Source organism: Pseudomonas sp. UBA7530, assembly GCF_002479365.1.
Lineage (GTDB): Bacteria > Pseudomonadota > Gammaproteobacteria > Pseudomonadales > Pseudomonadaceae > Aquipseudomonas.
On sequence record NZ_DLMS01000011.1, the window covers coordinates 1,254,949 to 1,272,546 of the forward strand.

General features: G+C 62.7%; 14 protein-coding genes. 9 read left to right on the forward strand and 5 right to left on the reverse strand.

The genetic code is table 11. The features are described from left to right. Positions 1 to 5: 5 nt before the first annotated feature. Together hisD and hisC are read left to right on the forward strand one after the other, a co-directional pair. Positions 6 to 1,316 (forward strand): histidinol dehydrogenase, encoded by a 1,311-nt coding sequence (gene hisD / locus B2U07_RS19550; protein WP_275547028.1) that lies wholly within the window; start codon positions 6 to 8, stop codon positions 1,314 to 1,316. 102 nt (positions 1,317 to 1,418) lie between these two features. After that, positions 1,419 to 2,471 carry a histidinol-phosphate transaminase gene (hisC, locus tag B2U07_RS19555; protein ID WP_275547029.1) on the forward strand — a complete coding sequence of 351 codons (1,053 nt, stop codon included), beginning with the start codon at positions 1,419 to 1,421 and terminating at the stop codon, positions 2,469 to 2,471. 73 nt (positions 2,472 to 2,544) lie between these two features. Here the strand turns inward: hisC and B2U07_RS19560 are convergent, their stop codons facing one another. The 3 genes from B2U07_RS19560 to algW all read right to left on the reverse strand — a co-directional run bounded on the left by B2U07_RS19560 (position 2,545) and on the right by algW (position 6,587). After that, positions 2,545 to 3,264 (reverse strand): DUF4198 domain-containing protein, encoded by a 720-nt coding sequence (locus B2U07_RS19560; RefSeq protein ID WP_296277563.1) that lies wholly within the window; start codon positions 3,262 to 3,264, stop codon positions 2,545 to 2,547. Between the two features lie 13 nt (positions 3,265 to 3,277). Then, the gene (locus B2U07_RS19565; RefSeq protein WP_296277636.1) at positions 3,278 to 5,272 is read right to left on the reverse strand and encodes a TonB-dependent siderophore receptor; all 1,995 of its coding nucleotides are present in this window, start codon (positions 5,270 to 5,272) and stop codon (positions 3,278 to 3,280) included. A 172-nt stretch (positions 5,273 to 5,444) separates the two neighbouring features. Then, positions 5,445 to 6,587: a Do family serine endopeptidase AlgW gene (algW, locus tag B2U07_RS19570; protein ID WP_296277564.1), complete on the reverse strand. Its 1,143-nt coding sequence runs from the start codon at positions 6,585 to 6,587 to the stop codon at positions 5,445 to 5,447. A gap of 110 nt (positions 6,588 to 6,697) precedes the next feature. Here algW and B2U07_RS19575 point away from each other — a divergent pair, with 110 nt between their 5' ends. From B2U07_RS19575 to cysN, 3 genes are all read left to right on the forward strand, one after another. Then, positions 6,698 to 7,456, forward strand: a complete 759-nt coding sequence (locus B2U07_RS19575; protein ID WP_275547031.1) for a Nif3-like dinuclear metal center hexameric protein — start codon at positions 6,698 to 6,700, stop codon at positions 7,454 to 7,456. Positions 7,457 to 7,588: 132 nt separating this feature from the next. Beyond that, positions 7,589 to 8,506, forward strand: a complete 918-nt coding sequence (gene cysD / locus B2U07_RS19580) for a sulfate adenylyltransferase subunit CysD (protein WP_275547032.1) — start codon at positions 7,589 to 7,591, stop codon at positions 8,504 to 8,506. A 12-nt stretch (positions 8,507 to 8,518) separates the two neighbouring features. Then, positions 8,519 to 10,414, forward strand: a complete 1,896-nt coding sequence (gene cysN / locus B2U07_RS19585; protein ID WP_275547033.1) for a sulfate adenylyltransferase subunit CysN — start codon at positions 8,519 to 8,521, stop codon at positions 10,412 to 10,414. 391 nt (positions 10,415 to 10,805) lie between these two features. Here the strand turns inward: cysN and B2U07_RS19590 are convergent, their stop codons facing one another. After that, positions 10,806 to 11,237: a YhcB family protein gene (locus tag B2U07_RS19590; protein WP_197857517.1), complete on the reverse strand. Its 432-nt coding sequence runs from the start codon at positions 11,235 to 11,237 to the stop codon at positions 10,806 to 10,808. A 263-nt stretch (positions 11,238 to 11,500) separates the two neighbouring features. On the opposite strand from B2U07_RS19590, the gene B2U07_RS19595 reads away from it, so the two are divergent. The 3 genes from B2U07_RS19595 to zapE all read left to right on the forward strand — a co-directional run bounded on the left by B2U07_RS19595 (position 11,501) and on the right by zapE (position 14,889). Next, on the forward strand, positions 11,501 to 12,130 hold the full coding sequence (locus B2U07_RS19595) for an alpha/beta hydrolase (protein ID WP_275547034.1): 630 nt from the start codon (positions 11,501 to 11,503) through the stop codon (positions 12,128 to 12,130). Positions 12,131 to 12,158: 28 nt separating this feature from the next. Next, on the forward strand, positions 12,159 to 13,505 hold the full coding sequence (locus tag B2U07_RS19600; protein WP_275547035.1) for a tryptophan--tRNA ligase: 1,347 nt from the start codon (positions 12,159 to 12,161) through the stop codon (positions 13,503 to 13,505). Positions 13,506 to 13,794: 289 nt separating this feature from the next. Continuing rightward, complete coding sequence (gene zapE, locus B2U07_RS19605) at positions 13,795 to 14,889, forward strand: cell division protein ZapE (RefSeq protein ID WP_296277565.1); 1,095 nt, start codon at positions 13,795 to 13,797, stop codon at positions 14,887 to 14,889. A gap of 391 nt (positions 14,890 to 15,280) precedes the next feature. Here zapE and B2U07_RS19610 read toward each other — a convergent pair whose 3' ends face one another. Further along, on the reverse strand, positions 15,281 to 16,186 hold the full coding sequence (locus B2U07_RS19610) for a GlxA family transcriptional regulator (RefSeq protein ID WP_296277637.1): 906 nt from the start codon (positions 16,184 to 16,186) through the stop codon (positions 15,281 to 15,283). A 233-nt stretch (positions 16,187 to 16,419) separates the two neighbouring features. On the opposite strand from B2U07_RS19610, the gene B2U07_RS19615 reads away from it, so the two are divergent. Beyond that, positions 16,420 to 17,559 carry an acyl-CoA dehydrogenase family protein gene (locus tag B2U07_RS19615; RefSeq protein WP_419096358.1) on the forward strand — a complete coding sequence of 380 codons (1,140 nt, stop codon included), beginning with the start codon at positions 16,420 to 16,422 and terminating at the stop codon, positions 17,557 to 17,559. The last annotated feature ends 39 nt before the right edge of the window (positions 17,560 to 17,598 follow it).

Genomic DNA, 17,598 nt, shown 5'->3' on the forward strand with positions numbered 1-17,598 from the left:
TCGCTATGACCGCACCCGTTGCCATCCGCCGACTCAACGCCGCCGACACGGACTTCGCGCGTCATCTGGATCATCTGCTGTCCTGGGAAAGCGTCTCCGACGATGGCGTCAACCAGCGCGTGCTGGAAATCATCCAGGCCGTGCGCGAGCGCGGCGATGCCGCTCTGGTCGAGTACACCCAGCGTTTCGATGGCCTTGAGGTCGCCTCCATGGCCGACCTGATCCTGCCGCGCGAGCGTCTGGAGCTGGCCCTGACCCGCATCAGCGCCGAGCAGCGCCAGGCCCTCGAGGTCGCCGCTGAGCGCGTGCGCAGCTACCACGAGAAGCAGAAGCAGGACTCCTGGCGCTACACCGAAGCCGACGGCACCGTGCTGGGTCAGAAGGTCACGCCGCTGGACCGCGCCGGCCTTTACGTGCCGGGCGGCAAAGCCTCCTATCCGTCTTCGGTGTTGATGAACGCGATTCCTGCCAAGGTCGCCGGCGTGCCCGAGGTGGTCATGGTGGTGCCGACCCCGCGCGGCGAGATCAACGAGATCGTCCTGGCTGCGGCTGCCATCGCCGGCGTCGACCGCGTTTTCACCATCGGTGGCGCCCAGGCCGTCGCCGCGTTGGCGTATGGCACCGAGAGCGTGCCGCCGGTGGACAAGATCGTCGGCCCCGGCAATATCTACGTGGCCACTGCCAAGCGCCACGTGTTCGGCAAGGTGGGCATCGACATGATCGCCGGCCCGTCGGAAATCCTGGTGGTCTGCGACGGCCAGACCGATCCGGACTGGATCGCCATGGACCTGTTCTCCCAGGCAGAGCACGACGAGGATGCTCAGTCGATCCTGGTCAGCCCGGATGCCGCTTTCCTCGACAAGGTTGCCGAGAGCATCGCCAAGCTGCTGCCGACCATGGAGCGGGCCGAGATCATCCGCACCTCGCTGGAAGGCCGTGGCGCGCTGATCCAGGTGGCGGACATGGCCCAGGCCATCAAGGTGGCCAACCACATCGCGCCGGAGCACCTGGAGCTGTCGGTGGCCGACCCGGAAGCCTGGTTGCCGCAGATCCGCCACGCCGGCGCCATCTTCATGGGCCGCTACACCGCAGAAGCCCTGGGCGACTACGTGGCCGGCCCGAATCACGTGCTGCCCACTTCCGGTACTGCGCGCTTTTCCTCGCCGCTGGGGGTGTATGACTTCCAGAAGCGCTCGTCGATCATCTTCTGCTCGCCGGACGGCGCATCGGAACTGGGCAAGAGTGCTTCGGTGCTGGCCCGTGGCGAGTCGCTGACCGCGCACGCACGCAGCGCCGAGTACCGCATCAAAGAGTGACCCGAACCGCGTAGGAGCGAGTTCTGCTCGCGAACGCCATTTTCGCGAGCAAGCTCGCTCCTACAAAAGCAACGCGAACCGCATTCGAGGAGAGAAGGGCAGATGAGCAAATTCTGGAGCCCCTTCGTCAAAGACCTGGTGCCCTACGTGCCGGGTGAGCAGCCCAAGCTGAGCAAGCTGGTCAAGCTCAACACCAACGAGAACCCCTATGGCCCGTCGCCCAAGGCTATCGCGGCGATGCAGGCCGAGGTCAACGACGACCTGCGTCTGTATCCGGACCCCAACGGCGAGCGCCTGAAGCAGGCGGTGGCCGATTACTACGGCGTGCAGCCGGCCCAGGTGTTCGTCGGTAACGGTTCCGACGAAGTCCTGGCGCATGCCTTCCACGGCCTGTTCCAGCACGATGCGCCGCTGCTGTTCCCGGATATCAGCTACAGCTTCTACCCGGTTTACTGCGGCCTGTATGGCATCGACTTCGAGCAGGTGGCGCTGGATGATGAGTTCCAGATCCGCGTTGAGGATTACGCCAAGCCGAACGCCGGCATCATCTTCCCCAACCCCAACGCGCCGACCGGCTGCCTTCTGCCGCTTGAGGCCATCGAGCGTCTGCTGCAGAACAGCCCGGATTCAGTGGTGCTGGTAGACGAGGCCTATATCGACTTCGGCGGCCAAAGTGCCATCGCTCTGGTCGACAAGTACCCGAACCTGCTGGTCACCCAGACCTTGTCCAAGTCGCGTTCGCTGGCCGGTCTGCGCGTCGGCATCGCGGTCGGTCACCCGGATCTGATCGAGGCGCTGGAGCGGATCAAGAACAGCTTCAACTCCTACCCGCTCGATCGCATGGCCATCGCCGGTGCGGCAGCAGCGTTCGAAGATCGTGATTATTTCGAAAAGACCTGCCAGCAGGTGATCGCCAGCCGCGAGGTGGTGGTCGCCGGCTTGCAGGGTCTGGGCTTCGACGTACTGCCGTCAGCGGCCAACTTTGTCTTCGCCCGTCATCCGGGCAAGGATGCCGCGAGTCTGGCGGCAGGATTGCGCGAGCAGGGCGTGATCGTGCGTCACTTCAAGCAGCAGCGCATCGCTCAGTTTCTGCGTATCACCATCGGTACGGCGGAGCAGAATCAGGCTCTGCTGGACGCCCTGCAAGGCCTGTAAGCCAGGCAGCAGGTTGCAAAAAAGCCGGTGACGCTCACGCGCCACCGGCTTTTTCATGCGCTTTCCGCGGGGATCACTCGTGATGCGGTTCGCCGAGGAAAGTCAGCGAGGTGAACAGACCGCGGCTTTCGATGTTCGGATCGTTCTTCACCGGCAGGTAGACCGAAGCGCTGATGATGTTCAACCCTTCGTTGCGCACCATGACCTGAGCGCGGCCCTCGGCATCGGTCTTGGCGCTGACCTGGTGCGGCGCGCCACGGTAATCACCAACCAGCTCGACGCCTGCGAGCGGCTTGCCGTCGGCCAGCACGCGTACCGGCAGCGGCTTGCCCGGGCCGACCTTGAGCGGATCGGTCTCCGGAACGATGACCAGTTTCAGCGCCTTGAGATCGGGGAGCTTGGCGCCTTCGGCGTAGATCGCCAGGCTGTATTTGTAGGTGTGCAGTGACTCGGTGGAGTCCGGCACCTGGCTGCGACCCTGGTTGACCCACTTGCCGTCGGGGGTTTTCGACCAGGCGCCATTGTCCAGCGCCACACCGAGCACGGCGGGTTTCTTCAAGGGCTGCAGGCGGGCGTGGTCGGCCAGGCGTTCGACGGTTACCGGAATCATCTTGCCGGCAACATCGTAGGCCCAGGCGCCGCTGATCTTTTCTGCCTTGAAGGCGTTATCTTCGGCACCGTGGCCATAGACCACTTCGATGTTGCCGCGTCGCTCTTCGGTCCACAGGCCGTGGGCGAGAGCGCCGCTGCTGGCGAACAGGCCGGCGAGGAGCAGGTAGGCAGGAATACGCATGTGAATCTCCGATTCAGAGGTTGAGGGTCAGGCTGACACTGAGGTTGCGTGGGTCGCCGGGTATTACCCAGACGTTGTTGAACGCGCGTTCGTAGTACTTGCGGTCGAACAGGTTATTGAGATTCAGGCCCAGGCTCAGATCGTTCGTCGCCTGCCAGCGGGCGAGCAGGTCGACCGTGGTGTAGGCCGGCAATTCGAAATCGCTGCCGGTCTGCCCGGAACGGTCGCCAACGTAGGTGATCGCTGCCCCCAGTTCGGAACCCTGCAGCGCGCCGCCCTGGAATTGGTAAACGCTCATCAGGCTGGCGCTGTTGCGAGCGATACCAAGCAGGTCGCTGCTCTCGGGGATGCTGTTGTCCTTGGTTACCTCGGCGTCGATATAGGCGTAGGCGCCGATCACCCTTAGGGCGTCGCTGAGCTGGCCGCTGACCTGCAGATCCAGGCCCTGGCTGCGGGCCTTGCCGGCGGCGACACTGTCGCCGGGGTTGTTCGGGTCGGCGGTCAGCACGTTTTCCTTTTCGATATGGAACAACGCCACGGTGGCGCCGATGCGCCCGTCTGCCAGGTCGAGCTTCAGGCCGGTCTCGTAGCCGAGACCTTTCTCCGGCTTGAACACCTGGCCCTGGGCACCGATGGCGTTGGGCTTGAACGACATCGAGGCGTTGGCGAACACGCCGACTTCCGGAGTCAGCTGATAGAGCACGCCGGCGCGCGGTGTGGCGACATCCTTGCTCTGCTCGTTGCTGACCCGTGTGCTGCGGTTCAGCGCGGTCTGCTCGAAACGCTCCAGACGCACGCCGAGCAGGCCGCTCCAGCGCTCGCTGAAGCTGATCTGGTCCTGCAGGTTGAGGGCGTAGCTTTCCGTGTGCTCGTGAAAGTCGTTGGGGTTTACGATGGGGGGCTTGGGCTGGCCGTAGATCGGGTTATAGATGTCCAGACCGTAGCCCAGGCCGGTGACGCTTTGCGGGTATTTCTGGCTGTTACGGTAGTTCTCGTATTCGAGGCCCAGCAGCGTCTGGTGCTGCCAGCCGGCCCAGTCGAACTGACCGTGCAGCTCGGCCTGGGTGATGCTGTCGTTCCACTCGAAGCTGCGCTCGCGGTAAAAACGAGTGACCTGATCACCGATCAGCCGCGACGTCTCGGAGCTGTTGCCATCCAGCGTGCCCTGGCTGTAATGGCTGGCCAGACGCATTTTCCAGGCATCGTTCAGGTAGTGTTCGAGGCTCACCTGCAGCAACTGGTTGTCGTTGCGAATCTTGCCGTCGTTGGGCTCGCCGAGGAAGGTAGAGCGCTTGACCACTCCCGTCTTGCCGTCGACGGCGGGAATGCCACGGTCGAATACCGCATCGGTGCGCGAGAACTCGCTGTCGATCATCAGCAGGGTGTCAGGCGACAGTTGCCAGCTGAATGTCGGGTTGACGATCTGCCGTTGATTGCCGACGTGATCGCGAAAGCTGCCGTTGTCCTCCACCGCCAGGTTGACCCGCGAGAGCAGCGTGCCCTCATCGTTCAGCGGGCTGTTGACGTCGAGGCTGCTGCGGTAGCGATCCCAGCGCCCGGCACTGGCCTTGAACTGAGTGAAAGCTTCGAGCTGCGGGCGCTTGGTGACGATGTTGACCAGCCCGCCGGGATCGCCACGCCCGTACAGCGCGGCGGCCGGCCCCTTGAGCACTTCCAGGCGCTCGATGGCCGAGGCGTCCGGCGAGCTGTAGCTGCCGCGGTTGATGGCGAAGCCGTTGCGATACAGCTCGCCAGTGGTGAAGCCGCGCACGCTGTAGTTGAGAAAGGTCAGGCCGCCAAAGTTGTTCTGCCGCGACACGCCGCCGGCGAAGTCCAGGGCGCGATCGATACGGCTGCTGCCAAGATCTTCCAGCACCTGCGCGGGCACCACGCTGATGGCCTGAGGAATCTCGCTGATCGGCGTATCGGTGCGGGTGGCGCTGGCCGAGCGTTTGGCGCGGTAGCCCTGCACCGGCCCATCGGCCTGTTCGCTGGGGGCGCTGATGATGCTGTCAGCGAGTTGGGCCGGAGATTCTGCGGCAACGACCCAAGGTGTTAGCAGGCTGCCGGCAAGCAGGGCGGTGGTGGCGCGCAAGGGAATCTCCCGAGAATTGTAATTAATGTAATAACATTACAATAACCTCAACCGAGAAAAGTTCCCACCTGAAAATGCTGGTTGATCAGTTGCCGTTAACGGGAGGGCGGATACCGATCTCGGCGGTCAGCTGCAGCGGCTTGCCGTTGCGTAGCACCTCAATGCTGATCTTGTCACCTGGCTTGGTGCGCGCCACCTGGTTCATCGAGCGGCGGCCGTCGCTGGCCGGTTCGCCATCGATGCTGAGAATCAGGTCGCCCGGTTGCAGACCGGCCTTCTGTGCCGGGCCGTCACGGTAGACGCCAGCGACGACGATGCCGGGGCGGCCATCGAGGCCGAAGGATTCGGCCAGTTCCGGCGTCAGCGGCTGCACCTCGACCCCCAGGTACCCACGAATTACCTGGCCATGCTCGATGATGGCGCGCATCACCTCCATCGCCAGCTTCACCGGGATGGCGAAACCGATGCCCTGCGAGCCGCCGGACTTGGAGAAGATCGCCGTGTTGATGCCAACCAGGTTGCCGTGCGCATCGACCAGCGCGCCGCCGGAGTTGCCCGGGTTGATGGCCGCGTCGGTCTGGATGAAGTCTTCGTAGGTGTTGAGGCCCAACTGGTTGCGCCCGGTGGCGCTGATGATGCCCATGGTCACGGTCTGGCCCACGCCGAAGGGGTTGCCGATGGCCAGGGTGACGTCGCCGATGCGAATGCTGTCGGAGCGGCCTAGGGTGATGGCCTGCAGATTGGGCAGGTCGATCTTCAAGACTGCCAGATCGGTTTCCGGGTCGTTGCCGATCACCCGCGCCAGGGTTTCGCGCCCGTCCTTGAGGGCCACGACGATCTGATCGGCGCCACTGACCACATGGTTGTTGGTCAGCAGGTAGCCTTCCTTGCTCATCAGCACCGCTGAGCCCAGGCTCGACTCCATACGCTGCTGGCGTGGCAGGTTGTCGCCGAAGAAGCGGCGGAATGTCGGGTCTTCGAACAGTGGGTGCGCCGGTTTGCTCACCAGCTTGGTGGTGTACAGGTTGGCTACCGCCGGCGAAGCAGTGTCGACGGCCTCGGCGTAGGACACCGGCCCTTCCTGCAGGCGGCTGTAGATGGGTGCCTGCACCAGTTGCACGTCCTGGCTTGGCAAGCCTACCCATTGCGGGTAGCGCTGGATCAGCAGCAGTGCGAGCAGCACACCAACCAGCAGGGGCCAACCGAGAAAACGCAGTGCCTGGGGCATCGAGACAATCCTGAGAGTTGCAGGGGCCAAATTCGGCCCTTAAGGTGGCGCATTATAGTGAGGTGCTCGCCAATTAGGCAGCGGCCCGCAACAGCTTGAGAGGAATCTTAATGGCCATTGCCCTGTCCACGTTGGTGGAAGAAGCTGACGCTTTTCTGAACGCGTCGCGCATCAGCGATTACTGCCCTAACGGCCTGCAAGTCGAGGGGCGTCCGCAGGTCAGTCGTATCGTCAGCGGCGTCACCGCCAGCCAGGCTCTGATCGAAGCCGCCATCGACGCCGAGGCCGATGTGCTGCTGGTCCATCACGGCTATTTCTGGAAGGGTGAAAACCCCTGCGTCACCGGCATGAAACAGCGTCGTCTGAAAGCGTTGCTGGCTCATGACATCAGCTTGCTGGCCTATCACCTGCCGCTCGATGTTCATCCCGAAGTGGGCAATAACGTGCAGCTCGCTCGGCAGTTGGGCATCGTCGTCGAGGGCCCGCTGGAGCCGGAAAACCCGCGCACCGTTGGCCTCGTCGGCTCGCTGACAGAGCCGATGAGTGCTATCGATTTCGCCCGTCACGTACAGCAGGCGCTGGGGCGTGAGCCGCTGCTGGTGGAAGGCGAAGGCCTGATCCGCCGGGTCGGCTGGTGCACGGGGGGCGGGCAGGGCTATATCGATCAGGCGATCGCCGCTGGTGTCGATCTTTACCTGACCGGCGAAGCCTCGGAGCAGACATTCCACAGCGCGCGGGAGAATGGCGTGAGCTTCATCGCTGCAGGCCACCATGCCACAGAGCGCTATGGCGTGCAGGCGCTGGGCGATTATCTGGCGCGGCGTTTCGCCCTTGAACACCTGTTCATCGACTGCCCGAATCCGGTCTGAAGCGTCTGAACGCGCAGGTATAACCCTAGATCGTTTCGGTCTAACCAGCGTCCTGAGTATAAGCAGACGCTGTGATAGAGTGCGCGCTCGTCCACGGCCCGCCGGCCCCATAACAGCAAACCGTGAGTAGCCATGCTCGACAAACTGACGCACTTGAAACAGCTCGAGGCGGAAAGCATCCACATCATTCGTGAAGTGGCCGCCGAATTCGACAACCCGGTGATGCTCTATTCCATCGGCAAGGATTCAGCCGTGATGCTGCACCTGGCCCGCAAGGCATTCTTCCCCGGCAAGCTGCCGTTCCCGGTGCTACACGTCGATACGCGCTGGAAATTCCAGGAGATGTACCGCTTTCGCGAAAAGATGGTCAGTGAATACGGCCTGGATCTGCTGACCCACATCAACCCCGACGGTGTGGCACAGGACATGAACCCCTTCACCTACGGCAGTGCCAAGCACACCGACGTGATGAAGACCGAAGGTCTCAAGCAGGCGCTGGACAAGTACGGCTTCGATGCCGCCTTCGGTGGCGCGCGCCGCGACGAAGAGAAGTCGCGCGCCAAGGAGCGCGTGTATTCCTTCCGCGACAGCAAGCACCGTTGGGACCCGAAGAACCAGCGCCCCGAGCTGTGGAACGTGTACAACGGCAAGGTCAAGAAGGGCGAGTCGATCCGCGTCTTCCCGCTGTCGAACTGGACCGAGCTGGACATCTGGCAATACATCTACCTGGAGCAGATCCCAATCGTGCCGCTGTACTTCGCTGCCGAGCGCGAAGTGATCGAGAAGAACGGCACGCTGATCATGATCGATGACGAACGCATCCTCGAGCACCTCACCGACGAGGAAAAGGCGCGCATCCAGAAGAAGAAAGTGCGTTTCCGCACCCTGGGCTGCTACCCGCTGACCGGCGCGGTGGAGTCCGAGGCGGAAAGCCTGACCGACATCATCCAGGAAATGCTCCTGACCCGGACTTCCGAGCGCCAGGGCCGCGTGATCGATCACGACGCCGCCGGGTCGATGGAAGAGAAGAAACGTCAGGGCTATTTCTGAGGATCACGCACCATGAGTCACCAATCCGATTTGATCAGCCAGGACATTCACGCCTACCTGGCTCAGCACGAGCGCAAGGAACTGCTGCGCTTCCTCACCTGCGGCAACGTCGATGACGGCAAGAGCACGTTGATCGGCCGCCTGCTGCACGACTCCAAGATGATCTATGAAGATCACCTGGAAGCCATCACCAAGGATTCCAAGAAGAGCGGCACCACCGGCGAGGAAGTCGACCTGGCGCTGCTGGTCGACGGCCTGCAGGCCGAGCGCGAGCAGGGCATCACCATCGATGTCGCCTACCGCTACTTCTCCACCGCCAAGCGCAAGTTCATCATCGCCGACACCCCCGGCCATGAGCAGTACACGCGCAACATGGCCACCGGCGCCTCGACCTGCGACCTGGCCATCATCCTGATCGACGCCCGTTATGGCGTGCAAACCCAGACCAAGCGCCACAGCTTCATCGCGTCCTTGCTGGGCATCAAGCACATCGTCGTCGCCGTCAACAAGATGGATCTGAAGGATTTCGACCAGGGCGTGTTCGAGCAGATCAAGGCCGACTACCTGGCCTTCGCCGAGAAGATCAACCTGCGTCCGACCACCCTTGAGTTCGTGCCGATGTCGGCGCTCAAGGGCGACAACGTGGTCAACAAATCCGAGCGCTCGCCCTGGTACAGCGGCCAGTCGCTGATGGAAATCCTCGAAAGCGTGGAAGTGGCGGGTGATCGCAACTTCGACGACCTGCGCTTCCCGGTGCAGTACGTCAACCGCCCGAACCTCAACTTCCGCGGTTTCGCCGGCACCCTGGCCAGCGGCATCGTGCGCAAGGGCGATGAGGTCATGGCGCTGCCTTCGGGCAAGACCAGCAAGGTCAAATCCATCGTCACCTTCGAGGGCGAGCTGGAGCATGCCGGCCCGGGCCAGGCGATCACTCTGACTCTGGAAGACGAGATCGACGTTTCACGCGGCGACATGCTGGTGCATGCCGACAACCGCCCGCAGGTCACCGACAGCTTCGAGGCCATGCTGGTGTGGATGGGCGAAGAGCCGATGCTGCCGGGCAAGAAATACGACATCAAGCGCGCCACCAGCTACGTGCCCGGCTCGATCCCCAGCATCGTTCATCGCGTTGACGTGAACACCCTGGAGCAGGGCGCGGCAAGTGAGCTGAAGCTCAACGAGATCGGCCGGGTGAAGATCGCCCTGGACGCGCCGATTGCCCTGGATGGCTACGAGTACAACCGCACCACCGGTGCCTTCATCGTCATCGATCGCCTGACCAATGGCACCGTCGGCGCCGGCATGATCATCGCCGATCCGGTCGCCCATGGCGGCGGTCAGCATGGCCGTCTGGCCCATGTGTCGACCGAGGAGCGCGCCTCGCGCTTCGGCCAGCAGCCGGCCACCGTGCTGTTCAGCGGCCTCTCCGGCGCGGGCAAGAGCACCCTGGCCTATGCGGTCGAGCGCAAGCTGTTCGACATGGGCCGCGCCGTGTACGTGCTCGACGGGCAGAACCTGCGCCATGACCTGAACAAGGGTCTGCCGCAGGATCGCGCCGGCCGCGCCGAGAACTGGCGCCGTGCCGCCCATGTAGCGCGCCAGTTCAACGAGGCGGGGCTGATCGCCCTGGCAGCGTTCGTCGCCCCGGATGCCGAGGGCCGCGAGCAGGCCAAGGCGCTGATCGGCAGCGAGCGTCTGGTCACCGTCTACGTCCAGGCCTCTCCGCAGATCTGCGCCGAGCGTGACCCGCAGGGGCTGTATGCCGCCGGTGGCGACAACATCCCCGGTGAAGGCTTCCCCTATGACGTACCGCTGGATGCCGATCTGGTGATCGACACCCAGACTCAGTCGGTCGAGGAGGGCGTCAAGGCGGTGCTGGATCTGTTGCGTAGCCGCGGCGCGATCTGACGGTCGCCTGCTGAACGAAAGCCCCGCCCTCGTGCGGGGCTTTTTCGTTCTGGGGGGCGGTGAGGATGCAGTGCAGGGGGGCCGACAGGCGTGCGGCAACCCTCTAGCGCCTAGGGCACTATCGATGGGCCGACGAGCATTCGCGGACAAGTCCGCTCCCACAACAGCACCACCGCTCCCCCTGTGGGAGCGGACTTGTCCGCGAAGGTCATGGCGCCTGGCTGGAGGCTGAGGCTGTTCTTGCAGGGGGCGCGGCGATCCGCTTTTCCACAGACTCTTTGAGCGGATGACCGGGATGAAGCTGCGCGCGACTGCGGATGACCCGCCGCCGGTGCCAACGAAAAAGCCCCGCATTGCGGGGCTTTGTGTTCTAGCCGGACGTGCAGGTTGGTTACTTCTTCAACCCGTAGCTTTCGTCCAGCATGCCGGGGCCATCGCTCTTCGGCGCATAGTCCTTGGGCATTTCGTGGTTCTTCGGCGGCGTCAGGCGCTCGCGCTTTTCACTCGAGTCTGTGCTGTTCAGGGTGGCCAGCAGGCGCTGGCGGGTCAGTTCGTCCAGGGCCAGGCGGTTGGCACCGTCGGACAGGTGCTCCTGCACGTCCTGATAGCTCTGGGTAAGTTTCTTAACCAGGCTGGCGGTGGTGTTGAAGTGGGTCACCACTTCGCTCTGGTAGGCCTCGAAGCGCGCCTGCATTTCATCCATCTGCCGCTGCGTACGGCCAGGTGCAGCATTGGGGGCCAGGCGGGCGAGCACAAAGCCCACGGCGATGCCGACCACCAGGGTCAGAGCGGGTATCAACCAGGCTGTAACGGTCTGTTCCACGAGTCCTTCCTCTCAAAACGGCTTTGCTTTACGTTAGCGGCTTGAGCCTGTGCTGTATACGACCAGAACCTGCTCGGAGTTTATTGCATGTTGGCAATGCTGGGTAAAAACAGGTTCGGAATGCTCATGTACAACAGTACACTGCGTTTCCTCTCCTGTTTTGCCTTGCATTGCGCGAGCGTGTGAAACGCTGAACAGGGTCATTTGCCGCACAGGCAGTTTGCTAGACGAGTCGACCCGATGTGGGGTCACGGAGTTCAGTGTTGCTCAGTCGCGAAACCCCTCTTTTCATTCAGGGCCCGGTAGGCCAACTCGAAGCCCTTCTACTGGAGGTGCCTGACGCCCGGGGCGTGGCGTTGGTCTGCCATCCCAACCCGGTACAGGGCGGCACCATGCTCAACAAGGTGGTGTCCACGCTGCAGCGTACCGCGCGTGACTGTGGTTATCACACGCTGCGGTTCAACTACCGCGGTGTTGGCGCCAGTGCCGGCAGTCACGACATGGGCACTGGCGAAGTGGACGACGCCGAAGCCGTCGCTGCCTGGCTGCAGGAAAAGTACCCGAATCTGCCTATCACCCTGCTGGGCTTCTCCTTCGGCGGTTTCGTGGCGGCTGCGCTGGGCGCTCGCCTGGAGGCACAGGGCGTTACGCTCAGCAAGCTGTTCATGGTCGCACCGGCGGTGCATCGTCTGACGGCCGATACGCCACCGGCCAGCCAGTGTCCGCTGGTGGTGATCCAGCCTGACGCCGACGAAGTGGTCGAGCCGCAGGCGGTCTACGAGTGGTCGGCCAATCTCGGGCGTGCCCACGAGCTGTTGAAAGTGGCAGAATGCGGTCACTTTTTTCACGGCAAGCTGACGGATCTGAAGGATCTGCTGTTGCCTCGACTGTAAGTTTTCCAGCCATTTCTAAGCGAACGTCATGACCACCCGTATCCTTACCGGTATCACCACCACCGGCACGCCGCACCTGGGCAATTATGCCGGCGCCATCCGCCCGGCCATTGCGGCCAGCCGCGACCCGCAGATGGACTCGTTCTACTTCCTCGCCGACTACCACGCGCTGATCAAGTGCGATGACCCGGCGCGCATCCAGCGCTCGCGTCTGGAGATCGCCGCCACCTGGCTGGCGCTGGGCCTGGATACCGACAAGGCGACTTTCTACCGTCAGTCCGACATTCCCGAGATTCCCGAGCTGTGCTGGCTGCTGACCTGCGTCGCCGGCAAGGGCCTGCTCAACCGTGCCCATGCCTACAAGGCCTCGGTGGACAAGAATATAGAAGCCGGTGAAGACCCGGACGCCGGCGTGACCATGGGCCTGTTCAGCTACCCGGTGCTGATGGCGGCGGACATTCTGATGTTCAACGCGAAGAAGGTGCCGGTGGGGCGCGACCAGATCCAGCACGTGGAAATGGCCCGTGACATCGGCCAGCGCTTCAATCACCTGTTCGGCAAGGGCAAGGACCTTTTCGTGCTGCCCGAGGTGGTGATCGAGGAGGAGGTGGCGACGCTACCGGGCCTCGACGGGCGCAAGATGAGCAAGAGCTACGACAACACCATCCCGCTGTTCGGCACCGCGAAGCAGCTCAAGGATGCCGTGGCGCGCATCGTTACCGATTCCAGGCTGCCGGGGGAACCCAAGGACGCCGAAGGCTCGCACCTGTTCACCCTGTACCAGGCCTTCGCCAGCCAGTCGCAGCAGGCCGAGTTCCGCGCTGACCTGGAAGGTGGCCTGGCCTGGGGCGAGGCGAAGAATCGCCTGTATCAGCTGCTCGAAGACACTCTGGGCGAGGCGCGCGAGCGCTACAACGCGCTGATCGCCAAGCCGGCCGATTTGGAGGACATTCTCCTCGCCGGCGCCGCCAAGGCGCGCAAGATCGCCACACCATTCCTCGGCGAACTGCGCGAGGCGGTGGGCTTGCGCTCGTTCCGTGAGCAGGTGCAGGTGGCTACTGGCGAGAAGAAGAAAGCCAGCAAGAGCGCACGCTTCGTCAGCTTCCGCGATGACGACGGCAGCTTCCGCTTCCGTCTGCTGGATGTCGATGGCGAGCAACTGCTGTTGTCGAAATCCTTCGCCGATGGCAAGTCGGCCGGTATGGTCAACAAGCGCCTGCAGTCCGGCGAAGCGCTGGATGTGCGTGCCGATGGTCTGGCGTTCTCGGTATGGATTGACGGTGAAAACGTGGCAGGCAGCCCCGAATTTGCCGACGGTCAGGCCGTGGAAGCTGCCATCGCCCGCCTGCGTGAGGCGCTTGCGCCGCAGGATTGAAGTAGCCTGGATGAAATCCGGGGCGGGTACCGCCAAGACTCCCGGATTGCATCCGCGCTACGGCCATGATTGCCAACAAACGGGGGCGTCGCTAAAGTGACGCCCCCGTTTTTACTTGCCGGCCGAGAGCCTGTTTAAAGGCTCGCGAGCTAGAGGCATGCAAGGCAGAGACAGGCGAGGACGCGGAGTGTACTGGTGTACATGAGCATTCGACCGGGCTGGCGTTCCAGACTGTTTCTAACGCAGCAGGCCCGACGCGCAGCAGACTTTGAACAGGCTCTAACGAATCATGACCCCTCTCGAGCGTTATCAGGCCGACCTCAAGCGGCCCGACTTCTTCCATGATGCGGCCCAGGAAAATGCCGTCCGCCATCTGCAGCGTCTATACGACGATCTGATCGCGCGCGACCAGGGCAAGTCCGGGCTGATGGGCAAGCTGTTCGGCAAGAAGCCGCAGGGGCCGGTCAAGGGCCTTTACTTCTGGGGCGGCGTGGGACGCGGCAAGACCTATCTGGTCGACACCTTCTTCGATGCGCTGCCGTTCGAGCAGAAGATGCGCACCCACTTCCACCGTTTCATGAAGCGCGTGCACGAGGAAATGAAGACCCTCAAGGGCGAGAAGAATCCGCTGACCATCATTGGCAAGCGTTTCGCCGACGAGGCGCGGGTGATCTGCTTCGACGAGTTCTTCGTCAGCGACATCACCGACGCGATGATCCTCGCCACACTGCTCGAAGAGCTGTTCAAGAACGGTGTGTCGCTGGTCGCCACCTCCAACATCGTTCCGGACGGCCTGTACAAGGATGGCCTGCAGCGTGCGCGCTTCCTGCCAGCCATCGCTTTGCTCAAGGAACATACCGATATCATCAACGTCGACAGCGGCGTCGACTACCGCCTGCGTGCACTGGAGCAGGCCGAGCTGTTCCACTACCCACTCGGGCCGACGGCGGAGGAGAGCCTGCGCAAGAGCTTCCAGAGCCTGCTGCCCGACTGCACGCACATGGTGGAGAACGAGGCGCTGATGATCGAGAACCGCGCGATCAACGCCGTACGTGTGTGCGAGGACGTGGCCTGGTTCGAGTTCCGCGAACTCTGCGACGGCCCGCGCAGCCAGAACGACTACATCGAGCTGGGCAAGATCTTCCACGCGGTGATTCTGGCCAACGTCGAGCAGATGGGCGTGGCCAAGGACGACATGGCGCGGCGCTTCATCAATCTGGTGGACGAGTTCTACGACCGCAACGTCAAGCTGATCATCTCTGCCGAGGTGGAGCTCAAGGATCTCTACACCGGCGGCCGCCTGAGCTTCGAGTTCCAGCGTACGCTGAGCCGTCTGCTGGAAATGCAATCGCACGAGTTCCTCTCGCGGCCACACCGCCCCTGAGAAACTGACGAGCCACGATAAATAGCGACCAAGTCAACGCTGTTCACCAAGGCTGCATGTGCCTGGCTCCCCTCGCCCGTTTGTGGGAGAGGGGTTGGGGGAGAGGGCTGAAATACAGCAAGGCTGTCAGTTCCTCCGCCCCAACCCTTTTTCCGAAGAGGTGAGGGACTGATCGCGTTCGGCCGCTTACGTGAACAGCGTTACGCCTGCGGGCGTGCCTTACGGCCTTCGGTTTCTCGCTAGCTTCTGCTGAGGCTAAGCCAGCAGATTTGCACATAAGCCATTTCCCGCTTCCATGGCAGTGGCCGCCTTGCTCGTTGCCGCGAGTTGTCTTTGCTGTCGCCTTACACCTACGTCAGATAGCTGGCGAACTCGACGGGCAGGGCGACGCTTACTCCTGTTTTTCCTTCTGCTGAAATTGCCGGCGGTACTGGTTCGGCGACAGGTCGGTGTGCTGGCGGAACAGGCGTGCGAAGAAGCTGGCGTCGTCGTAACCAACTTCGTAGCTGATGGTCTTGATGCTCTTGCGTGTGGAGGAGAGCAGGCTCTTGGCGGTTTCGATGCGCAGGCGCTGCAGGTAGTGCAGCGGTTTGTCGCCGGTAGCGCCCTGGAAGCGGCGCATGAAGTTGCGGATGCTCATGCCATGTTCACGGGCAACATCCTCGAAGCGGAACTTGTCGGCGTAGTGCTCCTCTAGCCAATGCTGGATCTGCAGCACAGTGACGTCCTGATGCAGCTTCTGCCCGCCGAAGCCGATGCGTCCCGGCGTATAGCTGCGCTGCACCTCGTAGAGGATGTCGCGTGCCACGCCTTGGGCCACGCCTGCGCCGCAGTAACGCTCGATCAGATAGATGTACAGATCGCAGGCCGAAGTTACGCCGCCGGCGCAATACAGGTTGTCGGCATCCGACAGATGCTTGTCCTGGTTGAGCAGGACCTTGGGGAAGCGCTCGGCGAACTCGCGGAAGAAGCGCCAGTAGGTAGTGGCCTCCTTGCCGTCGAGCAGGCCAGCTTCGGCCATCCAGAATACGCCGCTGGCTTCCCCGCAGATCGCCGTGCCGCTTGCATGCTGACGCTTGAGCCAGTCCAGCACCTGCGGGTAACGACGGCTGAGCGCATCGAAGTCGTCCCAGAAGGCCGGCAGGATGATCACATCGCAGGCGTCCAGGCCGCTATCGACCGAAACGCGTACATTGCTGAAGCTGTTCACCGGCTGGCCGTCGGGGCTGACCAGGTGGATTTCGAAAGGCGGCTTAAGGTCAAGACCCTGTTGCTTGGCATAGCGAACGCCAGCCATGTGGAAAAAGTCTTTGGCTTGCATCACCGTAGAGGCGAACACACCGTCGGTGGCGAGAATGCTGACGCGCCGTAAGGCGCCTGACTGATGATTAACCATATGTTGTTTTTATAAAGGCTAAGTGGTCACTGGGTGGCTGGATCGTCTTATTTTTTGGCGCTTGTGTCCAGTGTAAGCAAGCGTTTGCTTGGCTAAAGTCGAGCGCTGATTCCTCGATGACTACAGGTAGCGCCATGATTCCCAGAACCCTATTCAGCTCCGACCATGAACTGTTCCGAGACAGCGTGCGCAAGTTTCTCGAGCAGGAAGCGGTGCCTCATCATCATCAGTGGGAGAAGGACGGCCATATCGATCGGGCGCTGTGGAACAAGGCGGGTGAGGCCGGCATGCTCTGCTCGCATATCCCCGAAGAGTACGGCGGCATGGCCGCTGACTTCCTCTACAGCACCGTGGTGATCGAGGAGATCGGTCGTCTGGGGCTGACCGGTATCGGCTTCTCGCTGCACTCGGACATCGTCGCGCCGTACATCCTGCATTACGGCAGCGAGGCGCTGAAGCAGCGCTACCTGCCCAAGCTGGTGAGCGGCGAGATGGTCACCGCCATCGCCATGACCGAGCCGGGCGCCGGCTCCGACTTGCAGGGTGTGAAGACCACCGCTGTGCTCGATGGCGACGAGTACGTCATCAACGGCTCGAAGACCTTCATCACCAACGGCTGGCTGGCCGATCTGGTCATCGTCGTGGCCAAGACCGACCCCAAGGCCGGCGCCAAGGGCACCAGCCTGTTCCTGGTAGAAGCCAGCACGCCGGGCTTCTCCAAGGGCAAGCGCCTGGAAAAAGTCGGCATGAAGGCGCAGGACACCTCCGAGCTGTTCTTCCAGGATGTACGCGTACCCAAGGAAAACCTGCTGGGTCAGCCGGGCATGGGCTTCGCCTACCTGATGCAGGAATTGCCGCAGGAGCGTCTGACCGTCGGCATCGGCGCGCTGGCTTCGGCCGAGGCGGCGCTCAAGTGGACACTGGACTACACCCGCGAGCGCAAGGCTTTCGGCAAGGCCGTGGCGGATTTCCAGAACACACGCTTCAAGCTTGCCGAGATGGCGACCGAAATTCAGGTCGGCCGGGTGTTCATCGACCGTTGTCTGGAGCTGCACCTGCAGGGCAAGCTCGACGTGCCGACTGCGGCGATGCTCAAGTACTGGACCACAGACCTGCAGTGCAAGGTGCTCGACGAATGCGTGCAGCTGCACGGCGGCTACGGCTTCATGTGGGAGTATCCGATTGCGCGCGCCTGGGCTGATGCGCGGGTGCAGCGTATCTATGCCGGTACCAACGAGATCATGAAGGAGATCATTTCCCGCTCGTTGGTGTAATGGGGTAGTGGTTCACGGGGCGAACTCAGGCGTCGCCTC

Coding starts and splice junctions, on each gene's coding strand:
- hisD (WP_275547028.1), top strand. CDS start 6: ATGACCGCACCCGTTGCCATCCGCCGACTCAACGCCGCCGACACGGAC.
- hisC (WP_275547029.1), top strand. CDS start 1,419: ATGAGCAAATTCTGGAGCCCCTTCGTCAAAGACCTGGTGCCCTACGTG.
- B2U07_RS19560 (WP_296277563.1), bottom strand. CDS start 3,264: ATGCGTATTCCTGCCTACCTGCTCCTCGCCGGCCTGTTCGCCAGCAGC.
- algW (WP_296277564.1), bottom strand. CDS start 6,587: ATGCCCCAGGCACTGCGTTTTCTCGGTTGGCCCCTGCTGGTTGGTGTG.
- B2U07_RS19575 (WP_275547031.1), top strand. CDS start 6,698: ATGGCCATTGCCCTGTCCACGTTGGTGGAAGAAGCTGACGCTTTTCTG.
- cysD (WP_275547032.1), top strand. CDS start 7,589: ATGCTCGACAAACTGACGCACTTGAAACAGCTCGAGGCGGAAAGCATC.
- cysN (WP_275547033.1), top strand. CDS start 8,519: ATGAGTCACCAATCCGATTTGATCAGCCAGGACATTCACGCCTACCTG.
- B2U07_RS19600 (WP_275547035.1), top strand. CDS start 12,159: ATGACCACCCGTATCCTTACCGGTATCACCACCACCGGCACGCCGCAC.
- zapE (WP_296277565.1), top strand. CDS start 13,795: ATGACCCCTCTCGAGCGTTATCAGGCCGACCTCAAGCGGCCCGACTTC.
- B2U07_RS19610 (WP_296277637.1), bottom strand. CDS start 16,186: ATGGCTGGCGTTCGCTATGCCAAGCAACAGGGTCTTGACCTTAAGCCG.
- B2U07_RS19615 (WP_419096358.1), top strand. CDS start 16,420: ATGATTCCCAGAACCCTATTCAGCTCCGACCATGAACTGTTCCGAGAC.